Raw genomic sequence first — 19363 nt, 5'->3', positions numbered from 1 at the left:
GCGAGCGGGATGGGAGGCCAGCTCCGTTTCCTGCCACGGCGCTCACGAGGGGCCGAGTTGCGACTGCGCATTCAAGTCAGCGCCCACGGCGGCGTTGCCGCTGCCGTCCTTCGGTCTTTGCGGCGCCTCGTGCTTCATTGCCACGAAGGCAAGCGCGGCCCCGGTGACGAGCCCCGCGGCAAGGCCGGCGGCCGCCGTGCGCAGCATGCGGCGGCGGCTGGCATCCGGCCCGGCGCCGCCGATGGTGCTGCGATCCCAATTCACCTGTGACATGGTCAGTCCTGCTCTCGTTCTTTGCCCGCGCGGCATTCGCGTGCGACCGGCGAGGTCTTGCGTCCCGCGCAGACCTTCTCGAATCAGAGCCGGCTGCCGCCGTTGGCGTTGGAGGTGCGCACATCCATCGGATGCGGCATCGTCGAGATGACCTTGCTGTTGACGCGCGAGCCGGAGGACACGTTCTGATCCGGCGCCGCGGCCGCGCGCATGGCCTCCCGCGCCACCGCCCTGGAATCGGCCACGGCCTTGAAGGGCTCCGCGCCGCGCGAGCCGCGAACCACGTTCTGATTCGGAGCCGAGGCGGTGCGGACGGCTTCCGCGTCGACCTCGGCGCGGCTCAGGGCCGAGGCGTGCGTGAGCACACCGTCGTAGCTTTCGGCCTGGGCCGCGATCGGGGCCATGCCCGCGAGGGCGCTCAGGGTGGTGACGGCGAGGAACTTCAGGGAGGCTTGCATGGCGATGAACTCCGGGGTGACTGGCAGGTCTCGCGCCGGGTGCGACATGCGCCTCGGCTGACCTGGGTTGCACTCTAGGCAGCCCCACTGAGCCGATCGTTAGGGAAAACTTAGCCGAGTCTTAGCCCCTTGGCGGGCGCTCGTTCAGGAACGCGCGACGGACAGCAGGCCGTCGATGGCGTGGACCACGCCCTGTCGTGCCTCCGGCGTGGGCGCGCCTTCGACCAGCAACTGGCGGATCAGGCCCAGCGTGTTGAGCAGCTCTGCCTCCATGTCCGTCAGCAGCGGGATCACCTCGTAGCGGGGATAGCGTCCGCGCGCGCCCAAGGGACGGCCCGGTCCGGACAGATCCACGTCGTAGCCTTCGCAAATTGCTTCGGTTTGGGTCTTCATGATCTCGACTCTGCCAAGTACCGCCAGGGCGGAGATGCCGACGCTTCAGCTCAGCTGCATCAGCTCCGACAGCCGGCGGCCGACCGCCTGCATCCGCGAGCTCTTCTTGCCGGCGCGACGCTCCGCCAACTGCTCGAGCGCCATGGCCACGGACTCGGCGCCCTCGTCGCCTTCCTGAGAGCGGCGGCGCCACTTCTGCGCAAGTGCCGACAGCTGATCGCTGCTGAGGCGCTTCGGCGGGGAGTCCAGCTCAGGCGGCGAGTCCATCCGCGACCGCCGGCCGCCTGAAGACGGCAGCGTGGCGCGCAGCAGACGGAGAAGGCCGTTCGAGGACCACTGGGCTTGGGTGTCGGTGTGAACTTGCATGTAATACATTGTGCCTAGTTAAACATAAAGTAACAAGCAAACTTCTTCACCTTTTTACTACTTTCGCCTACTCCCCCCTGACTCAGGTCGGCAGGTAAACCCGGGCAATCAGACCGGTGCCGCCCTCCTGTTCGCTGCGGTTGCTGAGCGCGATGCGCAGCCCGTGCCGAAGGGCCGCGGTGCGGGCAATGGCCAAGCCCAGTCCGCTGCCGCCGGGCGAGGTGCCCGGCACGCGGAAGAAGCGGTCGAAGACGCGCGGCATGAACTCCGGCGGGATGCCGGGGCCATTGTCGACCACGTCCACCACCGGCTGGCCCTGCACCTCGTGCAGGCGCACGTCGACCACCCCGCCCTCCGGCGCGTGACGCAGGGCGTTGTCGATCAGGTTGTCGAACACGCTGCGCAGCTCGGCCGCGGGCGCGCTGACGACCGGCGCCACCGTGCCGTCGAAGCCGACATCGATGCGGCGCCGGTCCGCCACCACCATCAGCTGGCCCAGGCTCTCGCGCAGGAGCGCGGCGACGTCCACCGGCTCGGCGCCGGCCGCCGGCGCAGCGCTCTCCTGGCGCGACAGCCTCAGCAGCTGCTCGATCAGATGCTGGGCGCGGGTGACGCCCGCCTCCAGCTGCGCGAAGCGCTCGGCGGCATCGCCGGGCGGGACGTGGGCGCGCAGGTTCTCCAGCTGCAGCCCGATCGCGGCGACCGGCGTGCGCAGCTCGTGCGCCGCGTCCTGCACGAAGCGCCGCTGGGCCGCGAAGGCGGCGCGCAGGCGCGCCAGGAGGCTGTTGAAGGCGCTCACCAGCGGCGCGATTTCATCGGGCACGCGTGCCAGCGAGAGCTCGGAGAGGCTGCGCTCGTCCTGCGCCGCCACCTCGCGTGCTACCGCGCGCAGCGAGTACGAGCTGAGCCACACCACCAGCCACAGCACCGCCAGCGAGACCGGCAGCAGGAGCGCGATCGGCAGCGCCGCGAACAGGGCGCGATGCGCCACCTCGTGGCGCAGGAAGCTGCCGTTCTGCGCGATCTGCACGCGCGGCTGACTGGCGCGCAGGCCGGCCTCGGCGGTGTAGACGCGCCAGTCCTCGTCGCTGCCGGCGCCGGTGCGCACGTTGTGCAGGCCGGGCTCGGCTTGCAGGGGCAGGGAGAGCCTCGGCCAGGAGCTGGCCAGCAGTCGGCCGTCGGGACTCCAGATCTGGACGATGAAGGAACCCCACTTGAAGACGCCCTCGTCCGCCAGCGGCTGCAGCACCGGCGTGCCGTCGTTGGCCGCGTAGGAGTTGGCCAGCAGCTGCATCTGGTCGTCCATGAAGGTGTGGACCATGCGCCCGTAGCTCATGTAGGAAGCCCAGGCCGCGACGAAGGCCGCGATGAGATGCAGCGAGACCAGCCACAGGAGCAGCTTGCCTCGCAGCGAGCAGGGCATGTACCACGGACGCGGATGCATCTTCTTCCTCATGCCGCCGCCACCCGCCATCCGAGCCCGCGCACATTGCGGATCGCCTCCGGCCCGAGCTTGCGCCGCATCCCATGGATCAGCACATCCACCGCGTTGCTGGTGACCTCCTCGCCCCAGCCGTAGATGCGGTTCTCCAATTGCTCGCGCGACAGGATGGCGCCGGGCCTCTCCAGCAGCGCATGCAGCAGCGCGAACTCGCGCGCCGTCAGCGCCTCGCGCGTGCCATTGCGCAGCACCTCGCGCGTGGTCAGGTCCAGCTGCAGGCCGGCGCCGCCGATCACCGAATGCGCGGCGCCGTCGCGGCGGCGGATCACCGCGCGCATGCGCGCCAGCAGCTCGCGGAATTCGAAGGGCTTGAGCAGGTAGTCGTCGGCGCCGAGATCCAGGCCCTGGATGCGGTCTTCCAGGCCGTCGCGCGCGGTGAGCACCAGCACCGGCGTGGTGTCGCCGCGCTCGCGCGCCCGGCGCAGTACCTCGGTGCCATCCTGCCTGGGCAGGCCGAGGTCGAGCAGCACGCAGGTGTAGCCGCCGTCGGCGAAGGCGCTCTGCGCCAGCGCGCCGTCGCGGACCCAGTCGACCGACCAGCCGGCGCCTTCGAGTGCATGCCGCAGGCTGCTCCCGATCATCTCGTCGTCTTCCACCAGCAGCGTGCGCACGGCGCCTCCTTTTCGCGAAAGCGATGAAGGCTACACGCGGATTCTTAGCATGTCATGAGACTTTGCATCGGACCGATCCCGCCCGCGGTCCCGGCCGCCTGTCTAGAAGCGCTCTTGCGGCCCCAGGTAGCGCCACTGTCCCACGGGCAGGTGCCCCAGCACCACGCGCCCGATGCGGATGCGCTTCAAGCCCACCACCTTGAGCCCGACCAGCTCGCACATGCGGCGGATCTGTCGCTTCTTGCCCTCGGTCAGCACGAAGCGCAGCTGCTCGGGGTTCTGCCAGTCGACCAGCGCCGGCTTGAGCGGCTGGCCGTCCAGGCTGAGACCATGGCGCAGGCGCTGCAGTTGCTCGCGCGGGAACGTGGCCTGCGGGTTCTGCGCCACCTCGCCGTAGCTCACGCGCACCAGGTATTCCTTTTCCATGCCCGAGGCCTCGCCGATCAGCTGGCGCGCCACGCGGCCGTCCTGCGTGAGCACCAGCAGGCCCACCGAATCGATGTCCAACCGGCCGGCCGGCGCCAGGCCGCGCAAATGCGGCGGCGAGAAGCGCATGCGGCTCGGGTCCTCGCGCCAGTGCGTGCGCGGATTGATCAACACCACGGCCGGCTCGTGGCCGTCTTCGGCCTGGCCGCTGACGTAGCCAATGGGCTTGTGCAGAAGGATGGTGACCTGCTGCTGCTGGTGGGTCTGCGCCTTGCGGTCGACCTCGATGTGGTCGGCGGGGCCGACCTTGACGCCCATCTCCGCGACCCGCCCATTGATCTTGACCCAGCCCTGCGCGATCCAGTCGTCGGCCTCGCGGCGCGAGCACAGGCCGAGCTCGGCCATGCGCTTGTTGAGTCGGATCGGTTCGGGGCTGTCGGACATGGGTCGGAGGCTCGGGAGGCGGCGCGCCATTGTCCGCCATTCGACAGCGCCGGCGCCGCGGGCACAGGCCGGATGGCACATCGCAATTCGACGGCGAGGCGACCATACTGGCGCGACCCCGTTCACCACCCTTCCTTTGGAGACACACCATGCCACGCTATGTCATCGAACGCACGCTCCCGGGCGCCGGAAAGCTGTCGGAGCGCGACCTCAAGGCCCTGTCCATCAAGTCCAACGGCGTCCTGCGCGAGCTGGGGCCCGAGATCAACTGGGTCGAAAGCTTCGTCACCGACGACAAGATCTACTGCGTCTACGTCGCGCCCAACGACGAGATGATCCGCGAGCATGCCAGGCGCGGCGGCTTCCCGGCCGACAGCGTGTCGCAGGTGCGCGCCGTCATCGGCCCCACCACCGCTGAGTGACTCAGCCCACCAGCCGGTAGCCCACCGCGTCTCGGTCAGCAGCCCGCCCCCGCCCGGGCCGTGCGCATTTGCACACTCGCCGCGTCTTTGTGGCGCGTCGCGCCCCGCTTTGTGAATTCCTTGCTAGGCGTTCGTCCTGTGCCTGCGTACAACCGAGGCATGGACTGAAAGACGAGGACTCACATGGACACGGAAGCCATCGCACTCATCGTGGACGAACCGATTGCCGGCCACTTCTACTGGGTGCTGCAGAAGCAGGACGGCAACGACTGCCGCCCCATCGAAGCGGCAGAGGGGCCGATGCCCACCTACGGCGCTGCCATGATGGCCGGCATCGCGGCGCTGCAGCGGCGCAACGATGCGCGCGCTGGGTCGTCCACGATTCATTGAATTCACGCGCGTTTTCTTGACGCGGGTATCGAGGAGGAGCCGGCCGCAGGCCGGCGGGGGACATGAGCGGAGTTGGCCACCCGCCGCCCTCGGCCCGCCAAAGGCCCCACCCGTTCCGGGCCCGCGCCGCCCGTCGATACAGGGCCCCGCGCGTATACCCGCCCCCCAAGCCTCGCGCCTCGATAAGATGCCCATCTCGAACCGCGCACCCTCCATCGCTCCCGATCCGGCACACTGCCTGCCCATCCCGCGCAGTCTTCAGGCTGCGCCTGAACGAAGAGACAAACCCATGATCCGAAAGCTGCTGACCTCCGTGGTCCTGACATTGGCCTTTGCCGCCGTGCAGGCCCAGCCCTATCCCGCCAAGCCCGTGCGCCTCATCGTGCCCTTCCCGCCCGGCGGGGGCACCGACATCCTGTCCCGCCTGGTGGCCACCAAGCTGACGGAGGTGAGCAAGTGGACGGTGGTGCCCGACAACCGCGCGGGCGCCGGCGGCACCATCGGCATCGCGGAAGCCGTGCGCGCCGCGCCTACCGGCTACGACATCGTCATGGGCCAGAAGGACAACATGGTCGTCGCGCCCTGGCTCTACAAGAACCTCAGCTATGACCCGACCAGGGATCTCACGGCCGTGGCCCACGTGGCCTACACGCCGGTGGTGATCGTCACCCGCACCGAATCGAAGTTCAAGACGCTCAAGGATGTGGTCGAGGCCGCCCGCGCCGCGCCCGACACCATCACCTACGGCTCGCCCGGCAACGGCACCACCATCCACCTGGCCGGCGAGATCTTCAAGAACGCCGCCAACATCAAGATCCGCCACGTGCCCTACAAGGGCTCCAACCCGGCCATGATGGACGTGCTGGCCGGCAACGTGGACCTGATGGTGTCCTCGCTGCCCTCGGCCATGGGCCAGATCAAGTCCGGCAAGCTGCGCGCACTCGCCGTCACCTCCGCCAGGCGCAGCAGCTCGCTGCCCGAGGTGCCCACGGTGGCCGAGCTGGGCTACAAGGACTTCGACGTTAGCACCTGGTACGGCCTCTTCGCGCCGGCGGGCACGCCGAAGGAGATCGTCACCACCTTGAACGCCGAGGTGAACAAGCTCCTGTCTACGCCCGAGATGAAGGCAGCCATCGTCGCCCAGGGCGCCGAGCCGCAGAGCATGACACCGGAGCAGTTCGGCGCGCTGCTGAAGACCGACTACCTGAAGTGGCGCGACATCGTGAAGGCGTCTGGCGCCACGATCGAGTAACCCAGGCCTGCCCTGCCCGCTTCATGTGGCCGCCTCCGAACGAGGCGCGCAGCCTAGGCGTCGCGGACGTCCGCCACCGGCTTGCTGCCGAAGTCTGCGCGCTGCAGATAGGCCAGGACCTTCGCCGCCGCTTCGGCGGGCGTATCGAGCTGCCCCTGCGCCTTCAGGCGCTCGAAACGGGCGCGGTCCGGGAACAAGGCCGCATCGCTTTCCCGCAGCTGCAGCTGCATGTCGGTGTCGATCACGCCGGGCGCGAGCGAGACGATCTTGGCGCCGCCGCCCAGCGCCTCTTGCTCCAGCGCCACCGCGCGCGAGAAATGGTCCATGCCGGCCTTGGCCGCGCAGTAAGGCGCCTGGCTGGCCATGGCATTGCGCCCCAGGCCCGAGGAGATGTTGAGCACCTTGCGCTCCCCGCGCCAATCGCGGGTCGCGCCCAGGAAGGCCGAGGTCAGCAGCAGCGGCGCCTCCAGCCCGACGCGCAACGCCTGCGAGAGCTCGGCCGGCGCCGCCCGCGACAGCGGCCCCGTGCGGCCGACGGTGCCGGCGTTGTTGATCAGCGTGGCGCCGTCGAAGGCCTGCCCATCCAGGGCCTGCAGCCAGGCCGCGAGCCGCGCCGCCGCCGGCACCGGGTCGGCGAGGTCCTGCTGCCATTGCTCGAGCTCGGCGCCGCTCTCGCGGGCGCGCGCGGCAAGCTGCTCGTCGGCCCGGCGCGAAATGCACAGCAGGCGCTGCCCGGGCTGCGCCAGCAGCTGCTCGGCCATGGCGCGCCCGAGGCCGCGCGAGGCGCCGGTGATGATGGTGAGTCGGCGTGAATTCATGGAGGTCTCGTGAAATGCGTCATCGATGGCGGCATGCCTCGTGGCTCGCATGCTACCGGCGGATTGACGAAGCGCAACGCGCCTTCTTACATTCGGCCATGCCCATCCAGTACGAGCCTGCAAGCGACGTGCGCCACTTTGCCGAGCGCTTCGGACTGGCGACGCCCGCGCAGCCGTCCATCGTGCGGCCCGGGACGCAAGGGCTCTTCATCCGCCGCCCGCGAGGCGACCGTGACGACAGCGTCATTGCCGCCCGCTTCGAGGCGGCCGAAGGCCGCTGGGGCCTGGTCCCCCTGTTCGCCAAGGAGCGCGACTACCCCTATACATTCGAGGCCCGCGGCGAGACGGCCGCAAGCGAGCGCAACTTCTACCAGCCCTGGAAACGCGGCCATCGCTGCGTGGTCCTCGCCGATGCGCTGTACCGCCGCGGCGACAGCGAGCACACGGTGGTGCGCGTCACCCGTGGCGACGGCCAGCCGCTGGCGATGGCCGGGCTGTGGAACGGCTGGCGTGCCCCGGACGGCGAGTGCGTCGAGAGCTTCGCCCTGCTGACGCTGCCGGCGGTGGAGCAGCCCTCGCAACGCCGCGTGGTGTTCCTGCGCGACGCCTGGATCGACGACTGGCTGCATTGCCCTGTCGAGGAGACAGCCGCGTACCTGCGCCCCTACGACCTCGACAAGCTGGTGCGCCGCGAGATCGTGCGCGACCCTGGCATTCCCCTGCCGGAGCGGGCGCCTGCAGGCTGAGCCGAGCACCGGGGATCGGACATCAGCGGCTGATCGCCCCATGCCCGCCCGCCCGCAAGGCCGCGAGGTCGAGCACGCGCAGCCCGCCGTACTCGACGCGGATCGCACCCTCGGCCTGCAAGGTGCGCAGCGCCTCGTTGACGCGCTGCCGCGAGAGCCCGATCAGGTAGGCCAGCTCCTGCTGCGTGATGCGCAGCAGTTCGCCGACGCCGGGGAAGAGCACCGGGTTGAACAGTGCCGCCAGGTTGCGCGCGACGCGCGTGTCCGGGTTGTTGAGCCGGTCCGCCTCGCGCGCCGCGATGAACTGGCCGAGGCGCTCGTTGAGCTGGTTCATCACGAAGCGGTTGAAGCCGATCGAGTGGTCCAGCAGCCAATGGAAGTCATCCACCGGCAGGCCCGCGACGACGCTGCGCCGCAGCGCCTGGATGTTGTAGCGGTAGGGCTCGCGCTTGAGCGCCGTGCCCTCGCCGAACCAGCCGCCGGGCGGCAGGCCGCTGTAGGTCATGGACGTGCCGTCGGCGTTGTCGTTGCTCATCTTGAGCAGCCCCTCGACCACGCCGAACCAGAAGGTGGGCGGGCGGCCGATGCGGCAGACGAGCTCCCCGGGCTCGGCGTCGCCCACCACCACCGCGGTCTCCGCGCGGCGGCGCTCGGTGGGCGTGAGGGTGTGAAGCCAGGGGATGTTGCGCAGCTCCTCGGCGGTGGCCGGCCGCACGCGCTCGCGCAGGGAAGACGCGCCGTTGGACATGCCGTGGCTCATCGGGAAACTCCGGGGAGTAGTGTCCCTAGGATTGTCGTTGAAACGACAACTTGACGACAAGCGCAAGATCTACAGTCCGCCCATCGTGCAAACCACCGCCAACACCTTTCCCCGCCTGTTGCTGGCCCACGCCGAGCGACAGCCCGACGCGCCCGCCGTGCGCGAGAAGGATCTCGGCATCTGGCAGACCTGGCGCTGGTCGGATGTCGCCCGCGAGGTGCGCGAGATCGCCTGCGGCCTCGCCAGCCTGGGCTTCAAGCCGGGCGACAACCTGGCGATCGTCGGCGCCAACCGGCCGCATCTGTACATGGCGGTGCTCGCGGCGCAAAGCCTGCGCGGCGTGCCGGTGCCGCTCTACCAGGACGCGGTGGCGGGCGAGATGGTCTTCATGCTGGAAGACGCTGCCATCGACTTCGTGATCGCCGAGGACCAGGAGCAGGTCGACAAGCTGCTCGAGTGCCGCGAGCTGATGGCGGCCAAGGGCACCCGGGGCCTGCGCCACCTCGTCTACGACGATCCGAAAGGCCTGCGTCACTACGACCAGCCGGGCCTGATGGGCTACGAGCGCCTGCGCGAGCTGGGCCGTGCCTTCGATGCATCGCAGCCCGCCTTCTTCGAACAGAGCCTGAACGGCGTCGAGCCCGGCGATGTCGCAGTGATCCTCTACACCTCCGGCACCACCGGCCGCCCCAAGGGCGTGTGCCAGACCCATGCCAGCTTCATCGCGGCCGGGCGCGGCGGCGTCGAGACCGACCGCCTGGGCCCCGGCGACAACATCATGAGCTACCTGCCGATGGCGTGGGTCGGCGACCATCTGTTCTCGGTGGCGCAGTGGCTGGTGGGCGGCTTCACGCTCAACTGCCCCGAGTCCGCCGCGACCGTGATGAACGACATGCGCGAGATCGGGCCCAGCTACTACTTCGGCCCGCCGCGCACCTTCGAGGGCCTGCTGACCGCCGTGTCGATCCGCATGGAGGATGCGGCGGCGCCCAAGCGCTGGCTCTACGCGAAGTTCATGCGCCTGGCGCAGCGCGTGGGCGCCGATATCCTGAACGGTGCGAAGGTGGGCCTGGGCGACCGGCTGCTCTACGCACTGGGCGACCTGATGATCTACGGGCCGCTGCGCAACGTGCTGGGCATGAGCCGCATCCGCGTGGCCTACACCGCGGGCGCGGCGATCGGGCCGGACCTGTTCCGCTTCTACCGCTCGATCGGCGTCAACCTCAAGCAGTTCTATGGCCAGACCGAGACCTGCGCCTACGTCTGCCTGCAGCAGGACGGCAAGGTCAAGCTGCAGACCGTGGGCAGCGCGGCGCCCGGCATCGAGCTGCGCATCGCGCCGGACGGAGAGGTGCTGGTGCGGGGCGTGTCGGTGCTCAAGGAGTACTACAAGCGGCCCGACGCCACGGCCGAGGTGCTCGATGCCGAGGGCTACTTCCACACCGGCGATGCGGGCGTGATCGACGCCGAAGGGCACCTGCGCATCATCGACCGCGCCAAGGACGTCGGCAAACTCTCGCGCGGCGCGATATTCGCGCCCAACTACATCGAGAACAAGCTGAAGTTCTTCCCGCAGATCAAGGAAGCGGTGTGCTTCGGCAACGGGCGCGAGCAGGTCTGCGCCGCCATCAACATCGACTACGAGGCCGTGGGCAACTGGGCCGAGCGGCGCGGCCTGCCCTACGGCGGCTACGTGGACCTGGCCGGGAAGGCCGAGGTGCTGCGGCTGGTGGCCGAATGCGTGGAGAAGGTCAACGCCGACCTGGCGAGCGAAGAGGGCATGGGCGAGACCCAGATCGCACGCTTCCTGGTGCTGCACAAGGAGCTGGACCCCGACGACGACGAGCTCACCCGCACGCGCAAGGTGCGGCGCGGCTTCATCGCGGACAAGTACCGCGTGCTGGTCGATGCGCTGTACGGCGGCAAGACCGAGCAGTACATCGAGACGCAGGTCAAGTTCGAGGACGGACGCACGGGCGTGGTGAGCGCCACGCTGAAAATCGTGGAGGCCAAGCGCTTCCCGCCGATGAAAGCCGCTGCATGAACGCGCAGAACATCGCCGAGACGGCCATGCTCGCCGGCGCGACCCAGGGCGGCCGCCGCATCGGCGAGGTGATCCTGGACGTGCAGAACATCAGCCTGTCGTTCGGGGGCGTGAAGGCGCTGACCGACATCAGCTTCGACGTGCGGGAGCACGAGGTGCGCGCCATCATCGGGCCCAATGGCGCGGGCAAGAGCTCGATGCTCAACTGCATCAACGGCGTCTACCAGCCGCAGCAAGGCTCCATCACCTTCCGCGGCCGGCAGTTCAAGCACATGAACTCGCGCCAGGTGGCCGAGATGGGCGTGGCGCGCACCTTCCAGAACCTGGCCCTGTTCAAGGGCATGAGCGTGCTCGACAACATCATGACCGGGCGCAACCTCAAGATGAAGAGCGGCCTGCTCGCGCAGGCGCTGCGCTGGGGCCCGGCCGAGCGCGAGGAGATCGCGCAGCGCGAGTTCGTCGAACGCATCATCGACTTCCTCGAAATCCAGTTGCACCGCAAGACGCCGGTGGGGCGCCTGCCCTACGGCCTGCAGAAGCGCGTCGACCTCGGCCGCGCGCTGGCGATGGAGCCGCAGGTGCTGCTGCTGGACGAGCCGATGGCCGGAATGAACGTGGAGGAGAAGCAGGACATGAGCCGCTTCATCCTCGACGTGAACGACGAGTTCGGCACCACCATCGTGCTGATCGAGCACGACATGGGCGTGGTGATGGACATCTCCGACCGCGTGGTGGTGCTCGACTACGGCAAGAAGATTGGGGACGGCACGCCCGACGAAGTACGCAACAACGAGGACGTGATCCGGGCATACCTCGGGACGGAGCATTGAATTGAACAGCCCCCACGCGCATCGCTTCTTCTGTTCGCTGCCGCCCGAGGTGGCGCAAGCGTCCTTCGGCCCGGCCCGGCGGGAGGCTTGATCATGGGCTTTTTCCTCGAAACCCTCTTCGGCGGCCTGATGGTCGGCATGCTGTATTCGCTGATCGCGATCGGCTTCGTGCTGATCTACAAGGCCTCCGGCGTCTTCAACTTCGCGCAGGGCGCGATGGTGCTGTTCGCGGCGCTGGCGATGGCGCGCTTCGCCGAATGGTTCCCGCGGTGGCTGGGCTTCGAAAGCCTGGTGCTCGCCAATCTGCTGGCCTTCGTCGCGGCCATGGCGGTGATGATCGTCGTGGCCTGGCTGATCGAACGGCTGGCGTTGAGCAAGCTGGTCAACCAGGAAGGCATCACGCTGCTGATGGCCACGCTGGGCATCGCCTACTTCCTCGACGGCCTGGGCCAGAGCCTGTTCGGCAACGACATCTACAAGATCGACGTCGGGATGCCCAAGGAGCCGCTGATGGTGCTGGAGGGCACCTTCCAGGGCGGCCTGCTGCTGAGCCGGGAAGACCTGATCGCCGCCGGCGTGGCCGCCGCGCTGGTGGCGGTGCTGGCGCTGTTCTTCCAGAAGACGGCGACCGGCCGCGCACTGCGCGCGGTGGCCGACGATCACCAGGCCGCGCAGTCGATCGGCATCCCGCTCAACCGCATCTGGGTGATCGTGTGGTCGGTGGCGGGCTTCGCGGCGCTGGTGGCCGGGATCATCTGGGGCTCCAAGCTGGGCGTGCAGTTCTCGCTCTCGCTGGTGGCGCTGAAGGCGCTGCCGGTGGTGATCCTGGGCGGGCTGACCTCGGTCCCCGGCGCGATCGTCGGCGGGCTCCTGATCGGCGTGGGCGAAAAGCTGTCGGAGATCTATCTCGGGCCCTTGCTGGGCGGCGGCATCGAGATCTGGTTCGCCTATGTATTGGCGCTCATCTTCCTTCTCGTGCGGCCGCAGGGCCTCTTCGGCGAGAAGATCATCGATCGCGTCTAGGCAAGCACCATGCTCTACAGAGAAAACGGCCAGTTCAAGTCCAGCTACCGCGCCGACCAGCAGATCTTCCCGATCCTGCAGGACCGGGTGCTCATGCTCTTGCTGCTGGCCTTCGCCTTCGCGGTGGTGCCCTTCATCGCGTCCGAATACTTCTTGCGCGCGATCCTCATCCCTTTCCTCATCCTGTCGCTCGCCGCGCTGGGCCTCAATATCCTGGTGGGCTACTGCGGCCAGATCTCGCTGGGCACCGGCGCCTTCATGGCGGTCGGGGCGTATGCGGCCTACAACTTCCACGTGCGCATCGAGGGCATGCCGCTCCTTTTCTCGCTGCTCCTCGGCGGGCTGTGCGCGACGGTGGTCGGCGTGCTCTTCGGCGTTCCCAGCCTGCGCATCAAGGGCCTTTACCTCGCGGTCGCGACCCTGGCCGCGCAGTTCTTCGTCGACTGGGCCTTTCTTCGCATCAACTGGCTGACCAACAATTCGGCCTCGGGCTCGGTCAGCGTGGCGGGACTCAACCTCTTCGGGCTGCCGGTCGAGACGGCCGTGCAGAAGTACCTCCTGTGCCTCGCCCTGATGGTGCTGTTCGCGATGCTGGCGAAGAACCTGGTGCGCAGCGCCATCGGCCGCGAGTGGATGGCGATGCGCGACATGGACGTGGCGGCGGCGGTGATCGGCATCCGCCCGGTCTACGCCAAGCTCACGGCCTTCGCGGTGAGCTCCTTCATCGTGGGCGTGGCGGGCGCGCTGTGGGGCTTCGTGCACCTGAGCACCTGGGAGCCCGCGGCCTTCAACATCGACCGCTCCTTCCAGCTGCTGTTCATGGTGATCATCGGCGGCCTCGGCTCGATCATGGGCAGCTTCTTCGGCGCTGCCTTCATCGTGCTGCTGCCGCTCGTGCTCAACCAGATGCCGGGCTGGTTCGGCCTGTCCATCTCGACGGCGCTGGCCTCGCACCTCGAGTTCATGATCTTCGGCGCGCTGATCGTGTTCTTCCTGATCGTGGAGCCGCACGGGCTCGCGCGGCTGTGGTCCACCGCAAAAGAAAAGCTGCGCCTTTGGCCTTTCCCCCACTGATTTCACCGGCAACCACTTACCTTTTCAAAGGAGGCATTCATGAAGCTGAAGTCACTTGCACTCGCCGTTGCTGCGGTCTCTGCGCTCGCAGGCGCAGTCCCCGCATTCGCGCAGGCGAAGGAGCAGTTCTTTCCCTTGCTGGTCTACCGCACCGGGCCCTACGCGCCCAATGGCACCCCCTGGGCCAACGGCAAGCAGGACTACATCAAGCTCATCAACGCGACCGGCGGCATCAACGGTGTGAAGATCAGCTACGAGGAATGCGAAACCGGCTACGCCACCGACAAGGGCGTGGAATGCTACGAGCGCCTGAAGGACAAGGGCGCCACGCTGATCGACCCGCAGGCCACCGGCATCACTTTCGCGCTGACCGACAAGGCCCCCGTCGACAAGATCCCGCTCATCACGCTGGGCTACGGCCTCTCGGCCTCGCAGGACGGCAGCGTGTTCAAGTGGAACTTCCCGCTGATGGGCAGCTACTGGACCGCGGCCGACATCCTGATCCAGCACATCGCGAAGAAGGAAGGCGGCTTCGACAAGCTCAAGGGCAAGAAGATCACGCTGGTCTACCACGATTCGCCCTTCGGCAAGGAGCCGATCCCGCTGCTGCAGGAGCGCGCGAAGATGAACGGCTTCGAGCTCTCGCTGATCCCGGTGGCCGCGCCCGGCATCGAGCAGAAGTCGGCCTGGCTGCAGGTGCGCCAGCAGCGCCCCGACTACGTGCTGCTGTGGGGCTGGGGCGTGATGAACTCGACCGCGCTCAAGGAGGCGGTGGCCACCGGCTACCCGCGCGAGAAGATGTACGGCGTGTGGTGGGCCGGCGCCGAACCCGACGTGAAGGACGTCGGCGCATCGGCGAAGGGCTACAACGCGCTGGCGCTCAACACCTCGGGCACGCAGCCCAAGGTGATCCAGGACATCCTGAAGGTCGTGCACGACAAGGGCCAGGGCACGGGCCCGCGCGAGGAGGTCGGCTCGGTGCTCTACACGCGCGGCCTGATCATCCAGATGCTCGGCGTGGAAGCGGTGCGCCGCGCGCAGGAGCGCTTCGGCAAGGGCAAGGTCATGACCGGCGAGCAGGTGCGCTGGGGGCTGGAGAACCTCGCGCTCGACCAGAAGAAGCTCGACGCGCTCGGCTTCTCCGGCGTGCTGCGGCCGATCAGCACCTCCTGCCAGGACCACATGGGCTCGACCTGGGCGCGCGTCCATACCTGGGACGGCAGCAAGTGGGGCGGCATGAGCGACTGGTACCAGGCCGACGAGCAGATCATCAAGCCGATGGTCAAGGCCGCGGGCGACAAGTACGCCGCCGAGAAGAAGCTTCCCAAGCGCGAGGCCTCCGACTGCGCGGCTTAGCCTGCTGGGCGGAACGCGGTGCCCGCCTTGAGGGCACCGCCCGCTGTCCTCCCGCCCGCGCGGGAGGGAAGTCCCGCCCGATCGGGCGGCATCTGAAAGTGCGGCCCTCCCGCTTTTTCGAATGCTGATGAATACACCATGAGTCCAGCCACCACCCTCCTCGACGTCAACGGCATCGAGGTCATCTACAACCACGTCATCCTGGTGCTCAAGGGCGTCTCGCTGAAGGTGCCGGAAGGCGGCATCGTGGCCCTGCTCGGCGGCAACGGCGCGGGCAAGACCACCACGCTGCGCGCCGTCTCCAACCTGCTGGCGGGCGAGCGCGGAGCGGTGACCAAGGGCACCATCGAGCTGCGCGGCGAGCGCATCGAGGCGCTGTCGCCGGCCGAGCTGGTCAAGCGCGGGCTGATCCAGGTGATGGAGGGCCGCCACTGCTTCGCCCACCTCAGCATCGAAGACAACCTGATGACCGGCGCCTACACCCGCACCGACGGCAAGGCCGCGGTGGCGCAGACCCTGGAAAAGGTCTACGCCTACTTCCCGCGCCTGAAGGTCCGGCGCAGCTCGCAAGCGGCCTACACCTCGGGCGGCGAGCAGCAGATGTGCGCCATCGGCCGCGCGCTGATGGCGGACCCCAGCATGGTGCTGCTCGACGAGCCCTCGATGGGGCTGGCGCCGCAGATCGTGGAGGAGGTGTTCGGCATCGTGAAGGACCTGAACGAGAAGGAGCGCGTGACCTTTCTCCTCGCCGAGCAGAACACCAACATGGCCCTGCGCTATGCGGACTACGGCTACATCCTGGAGAACGGCCGCATCGTGATGGACGGCGAGGCGCAGAGCCTGCGCGAGAACGAGGACGTCAAGGAGTTCTACCTCGGCGTCGGCGGCGCCGACCGCAAGAGCTTCCGCGACGTGAAGAGCTACAAGCGGCGCAAGAGGTGGCTCGCGTGAACGACTACTACGACAAGCTCGAAGTCCGCGATCCCGCGGAGCGTGAACAGGATCTGCTGGCCGCGCTGCCCAAGCAGATTGCGCAGGCGCAGACCGCCGCGCCCGCCTTCGCCAAGATCCTTGACGGCGTGAAGCCCGCCGACATTGCCAGCCGCGAGGCGCTGGCGCGTCTGCCCGTCACGCGCAAGTCCGAGTTGCTCGAGCGGCAGAAGGCCGCGCGTGCGCGCGACCCCTTCGGCGGCTTCTCCGCGATCCGCTTCGGTCCACGCATGACGCGCGTGTTTGCCAGCCCCGGCACCATCTACGAGCCCGAGGGCGAGGCGAGCGACTACTGGCGCACGGCGCGCGCATTGCATGCCGCGGGCTTTCGCGGCGGCGAGCTGGTTCACAACAGCTTCAGCTACCACATGACGCCGGCCGGCTCGATCATGGAAAGCGGCGCGCGCGCACTGGGCTGCACGGTGTTCGCCGGCGGCACCGGCCAGACCGAACAGCAGGTGGACGCGATCGCCGAGCTCAAGCCCGCGGGCTATGCCGGCACACCGAGCTTCCTGAAGATCCTTCTGGAAAAGGCCGCCGAGCGCGGCATCGCCCTGCCCTCGCTGACCAAGGCCCTGGTTTCGGGCGAGGCCTTTCCGCCCAGCCTGCGCGACTGGATCGTCGAGCGCGGCGTGGCCGGCATGCAGTGCTACGCCACCGCCGACCTCGGCCTGATCGCGTACGAGACCTCGGCGCACGAAGGCCTGGTGCTCGACGAGGGCGTGATCGTCGAGATCGTGCGTCCCGGCACCGGCGACCCGGTGCCCGAGGGCGAGGTCGGCGAGATCGTCGTCACCACGCTGAACCCCGATTACCCGCTGATCCGCTTCGGCACCGGCGACCTCTCGGCCGTGCTGCCGGGACGGTGCCCGACCGGCCGCACCAACTCGCGCATCAAGGGCTGGCTCGGCCGCGCCGACCAGACCACCAAGGTGCGCGGCATGTTCGTGCATCCGGGCCAGGTGGCCGAGATCGCGCGGCGCTTTCCGGAAGTGCGGCGCGCACGGCTGGTGGTCGAGGGCGAGATGGGCGAGGACCGCATGACGCTCCGGCTCGAATGCGCATCGGAGCCCGAGGGGTTGGCGGAGCGCATCGCGGAGGCGATGCGCGATGTCACCAAGCTGCGCGGCGACGTCGAGCTGATGGAGCCCGGAAGCCTGCCCAATGACGGCAAGGTGATCGAGGACGCGCGCAGCTACCGCTAAGCTGCGCCTGTTCGCCCGCCGAGGTTTCCGCACCGGCCGGGACCACCACACCAGGCTCCCGCGACGGCACGGGCGCCGCGGCTTCGTTCAGGCGTGCGTACGCACGCCCGCGAAGGCTTCGACCATCACGCGGTTGAACGCCGGCAGGTCGGCGGGCTTGCGGCTGGTGATCAGCGGGCCGTCGGCCACCACCTCCAGGTCGACCCACTTCGCGCCCGCGTTCTTCAGGTCCGTGCGCAGCGAAGGCCATGAAGTCATGGTGCGGCCCTTGACGGCGTCCGCCTCGATCAGGGTCCAGGGTCCATGGCAGATCGCGGCGATCGGCTTGCCGGCCTTGACGAAGTCCCGCACGAAGCTCACCGCCTGTTCGTCGATGCGCAGCGCGTCGGGGTTCATGACGCCGCCCGGCAGCACCAGCGCATCGTATTCGTGGGCGGCCGCCTGTTGAAGCGGCACATCGACATCGAAGCGGTCGGCCGGCGTGTGATGCTTCCAGCCGCGCACGCCGCCGTTGCCGGGCGACACGAGGCTCGTGTCCGCACCTGCGGCGTCCAGCGCCTTGCGCGGCTCGGTCATCTCGGACTGCTCGAAGCCGTCCGTCACGAGAATGGCAACCTTCATGCCCTCGAGTTGGCGTTTGATCATGGGAGTCCTTTCGTGCAAGTAGGCGTTCCACGCTAGGCCGGCGCGCGTGCCGCCGGATGCGCCTGTGCCGACACCCCGTGTCAGACAAATCGGCAAGTGTGGATGTGCTCACATCCAGGATCGCACGGCTGGCAAGCGCCCGTCTCCGAAGCATGGGGTAGGAGATCGCTGACAGACAGGCGCGAGTTCGCGTGGACAGTGGGGGCTTCTGGCGTTTCACGGAGGAATTTGTCCATGCCCGTCGTTTGTGCGGCTTGCGGAAGCGAGAACCGGGAGAACGCGAAGTTCTGCATCGGCTGCGCGCGCCGCTTACCCGGCTTCGTGCCCACGGGCCCCTCGGCCCTCGAGGCCATCAACCACGCGCACCCGCGCGCACCCGCCCGCCCGGGCCGCGTCTGGCGCCGTGACGACCCGGCGGCGCTGCTGCCGGCAGAAACGGCGGGCTTCTGGCTGCGACTGGGTTTGCTGGGCGTGGGGATGGGCCTGGCCTTCATCGGCTGGTACATGTATGTGACGCGCGATCTGACCGCGCCGTCGTTGCTGAACCAGGTCAGCGCGGCTCTCAAGCTGGAAGACAAACGGCCGGCCACGGATGAACAGCAGGCCCTGGCTGCGCCTTCCGCAGCGACGCTGGCTGCGATGACGCCAGCGCCGGCGCAGCCGACGGCACCCGCGCCCGCTGCCAAGGCCGCACCGGAGCCTGCGCCTGCCAAGCCAGCACCGGCCGCAGGGATTGCAGCGACCGAGAAGTCCCCGGCACCCCCTCAGGACCAGGACCAAGCTCAACCCAAGGCGAAGGCCCAGGCGCAGGCGCCGGCACCGGCCAGGGCCGCGCCTCCCGCCGCAGCCCCGGAGCCGCCCACGCGCACCGCCTCGGTGGCGCCGCCGGAGCGCAGGCGCAGCGAGCCGACCTCCACGGGACGCCCACCGCCGCGCATGCCTGGATGGGAGAACGATCCGGAGCCGGCACTGGCCGCCGTGCCTGTGATGCCCGCCTGGGTGCGTCCCCCGGGATGGACGCGCGACGATCCGGGCCAGCGGGTCGCTCCCGCCCCTGCGCCGGTGGTCGCGCCGCGCACGGCAGCCGCAACCCGCGGCGACGGCGGCCCGCCGGTCGCGGCGGGTCCGGGCCCCGTCTACAACTTCAGTTCGCCCGGCAGCTCCGCATCGTCACGCGGTGACGGGGGCCCGCCGGTGGTGCCCGGGCCGGGCCCGCTGTTCGGCAGCACGCGCGGCGCGCCGGCCGTGGCCACTGGCGATGCCGGGCCACCCGTCGTCGCCGGACCGGGGCCGGTCTACAACTGGACGACGACGCGGGAACGCTAGGCAAGATCCT

The 19363-nt window shown here is 68.8% G+C and carries 22 protein-coding genes; 12 read left to right on the top strand and 10 right to left on the bottom strand.

What is annotated here, in order from left to right; all coding sequences use genetic code 11:
* Positions 1 to 42: 42 nt before the first annotated feature.
* The 7 genes from J2739_RS08225 to J2739_RS08195 form a co-directional block, all read right to left on the bottom strand.
* Complete coding sequence (locus J2739_RS08225; protein WP_309900383.1) at positions 43 to 273, bottom strand: hypothetical protein; 231 nt, start codon at positions 271 to 273, stop codon at positions 43 to 45.
* An 83-nt stretch (positions 274 to 356) separates the two neighbouring features.
* Positions 357 to 731 (bottom strand): DUF4148 domain-containing protein, encoded by a 375-nt coding sequence (locus J2739_RS08220; protein WP_309900381.1) that lies wholly within the window; start codon positions 729 to 731, stop codon positions 357 to 359.
* Positions 732 to 875: 144 nt separating this feature from the next.
* Positions 876 to 1124: a hypothetical protein gene (locus J2739_RS08215; RefSeq protein WP_309900379.1), complete on the bottom strand. Its 249-nt coding sequence runs from the start codon at positions 1122 to 1124 to the stop codon at positions 876 to 878.
* Positions 1125 to 1169: 45 nt separating this feature from the next.
* Entirely contained in the window at positions 1170 to 1490 is a 321-nt protein-coding gene (locus J2739_RS08210; protein WP_309900377.1) for a hypothetical protein, read from the bottom strand.
* Between the two features lie 82 nt (positions 1491 to 1572).
* A complete protein-coding gene (locus J2739_RS08205; protein ID WP_309900375.1) occupies positions 1573 to 2934 on the bottom strand; it encodes a sensor histidine kinase in 1362 nt (453 codons plus the stop codon).
* Between the two features lie 8 nt (positions 2935 to 2942).
* Positions 2943 to 3602 (bottom strand): response regulator transcription factor, encoded by a 660-nt coding sequence (locus tag J2739_RS08200; RefSeq protein WP_309900373.1) that lies wholly within the window; start codon positions 3600 to 3602, stop codon positions 2943 to 2945.
* Between the two features lie 102 nt (positions 3603 to 3704).
* A complete protein-coding gene (locus J2739_RS08195; protein ID WP_405053850.1) occupies positions 3705 to 4472 on the bottom strand; it encodes a pseudouridine synthase in 768 nt (255 codons plus the stop codon).
* Positions 4473 to 4621: 149 nt separating this feature from the next.
* On the opposite strand from J2739_RS08195, the gene J2739_RS08190 reads away from it, so the two are divergent.
* From J2739_RS08190 to J2739_RS08180, 3 genes are all read left to right on the top strand, one after another.
* A complete protein-coding gene (locus J2739_RS08190; protein ID WP_309900369.1) occupies positions 4622 to 4894 on the top strand; it encodes a DUF4242 domain-containing protein in 273 nt (90 codons plus the stop codon).
* A gap of 183 nt (positions 4895 to 5077) precedes the next feature.
* Complete coding sequence (locus J2739_RS08185) at positions 5078 to 5284, top strand: hypothetical protein (RefSeq protein WP_309900367.1); 207 nt, start codon at positions 5078 to 5080, stop codon at positions 5282 to 5284.
* A gap of 289 nt (positions 5285 to 5573) precedes the next feature.
* A complete protein-coding gene (locus tag J2739_RS08180; protein WP_309900365.1) occupies positions 5574 to 6536 on the top strand; it encodes a Bug family tripartite tricarboxylate transporter substrate binding protein in 963 nt (320 codons plus the stop codon).
* 53 nt (positions 6537 to 6589) lie between these two features.
* Here the strand turns inward: J2739_RS08180 and J2739_RS08175 are convergent, their stop codons facing one another.
* Complete coding sequence (locus tag J2739_RS08175) at positions 6590 to 7354, bottom strand: SDR family NAD(P)-dependent oxidoreductase (protein ID WP_309900363.1); 765 nt, start codon at positions 7352 to 7354, stop codon at positions 6590 to 6592.
* Between the two features lie 98 nt (positions 7355 to 7452).
* Between J2739_RS08175 and J2739_RS08170 the strand changes: the two genes are divergently transcribed.
* The gene (locus tag J2739_RS08170; protein WP_309900362.1) at positions 7453 to 8100 is read left to right on the top strand and encodes an SOS response-associated peptidase family protein; all 648 of its coding nucleotides are present in this window, start codon (positions 7453 to 7455) and stop codon (positions 8098 to 8100) included.
* A gap of 22 nt (positions 8101 to 8122) precedes the next feature.
* Here the strand turns inward: J2739_RS08170 and J2739_RS08165 are convergent, their stop codons facing one another.
* The gene (locus tag J2739_RS08165) at positions 8123 to 8860 is read right to left on the bottom strand and encodes a Crp/Fnr family transcriptional regulator (protein ID WP_309900360.1); all 738 of its coding nucleotides are present in this window, start codon (positions 8858 to 8860) and stop codon (positions 8123 to 8125) included.
* Positions 8861 to 8945: 85 nt separating this feature from the next.
* Here J2739_RS08165 and J2739_RS08160 point away from each other — a divergent pair, with 85 nt between their 5' ends.
* From J2739_RS08160 to J2739_RS08130, 7 genes are all read left to right on the top strand, one after another.
* Positions 8946 to 10904, top strand: coding sequence for an AMP-dependent synthetase/ligase (locus J2739_RS08160; protein ID WP_309901088.1), 1959 nt, complete (start codon positions 8946 to 8948; stop codon positions 10902 to 10904).
* Positions 10901 to 11734: an ABC transporter ATP-binding protein gene (locus tag J2739_RS08155; RefSeq protein ID WP_309900357.1), complete on the top strand. Its 834-nt coding sequence runs from the start codon at positions 10901 to 10903 to the stop codon at positions 11732 to 11734. The genes J2739_RS08160 and J2739_RS08155 overlap by 4 nt, the downstream gene beginning before the upstream one ends.
* A 93-nt stretch (positions 11735 to 11827) precedes the next feature.
* Positions 11828 to 12757 (top strand): branched-chain amino acid ABC transporter permease, encoded by a 930-nt coding sequence (locus J2739_RS08150; RefSeq protein WP_309900355.1) that lies wholly within the window; start codon positions 11828 to 11830, stop codon positions 12755 to 12757.
* A 9-nt stretch (positions 12758 to 12766) separates the two neighbouring features.
* Positions 12767 to 13831 (top strand): branched-chain amino acid ABC transporter permease, encoded by a 1065-nt coding sequence (locus J2739_RS08145; protein WP_309900353.1) that lies wholly within the window; start codon positions 12767 to 12769, stop codon positions 13829 to 13831.
* Between the two features lie 39 nt (positions 13832 to 13870).
* Positions 13871 to 15187 (top strand): ABC transporter substrate-binding protein, encoded by a 1317-nt coding sequence (locus tag J2739_RS08140; protein WP_309900350.1) that lies wholly within the window; start codon positions 13871 to 13873, stop codon positions 15185 to 15187.
* Positions 15188 to 15325: 138 nt separating this feature from the next.
* Positions 15326 to 16138 (top strand): ABC transporter ATP-binding protein, encoded by an 813-nt coding sequence (locus tag J2739_RS08135; protein ID WP_309900348.1) that lies wholly within the window; start codon positions 15326 to 15328, stop codon positions 16136 to 16138.
* A complete protein-coding gene (locus J2739_RS08130) occupies positions 16135 to 17382 on the top strand; it encodes a phenylacetate--CoA ligase family protein (RefSeq protein WP_309900346.1) in 1248 nt (415 codons plus the stop codon). Before J2739_RS08135 ends, J2739_RS08130 begins: the two co-directional genes overlap by 4 nt.
* Before the next feature lie 87 nt (positions 17383 to 17469).
* Here J2739_RS08130 and J2739_RS08125 read toward each other — a convergent pair whose 3' ends face one another.
* Positions 17470 to 18027: a type 1 glutamine amidotransferase domain-containing protein gene (locus J2739_RS08125; protein ID WP_309900344.1), complete on the bottom strand. Its 558-nt coding sequence runs from the start codon at positions 18025 to 18027 to the stop codon at positions 17470 to 17472.
* A 234-nt stretch (positions 18028 to 18261) separates the two neighbouring features.
* Between J2739_RS08125 and J2739_RS08120 the strand changes: the two genes are divergently transcribed.
* Positions 18262 to 19353 (top strand): zinc ribbon domain-containing protein, encoded by a 1092-nt coding sequence (locus tag J2739_RS08120; protein WP_309900342.1) that lies wholly within the window; start codon positions 18262 to 18264, stop codon positions 19351 to 19353.
* The last annotated feature ends 10 nt before the right edge of the window (positions 19354 to 19363 follow it).

The sequence above is a fragment of the Variovorax soli genome (assembly GCF_031454625.1).
GTDB classification, from domain to species: Bacteria; Pseudomonadota; Gammaproteobacteria; order Burkholderiales; family Burkholderiaceae_C; genus Variovorax; species Variovorax soli_A.
Note: the sequence above shows the minus strand (reverse complement) of the source record. Positions and strands in the feature narration are given on the sequence as shown.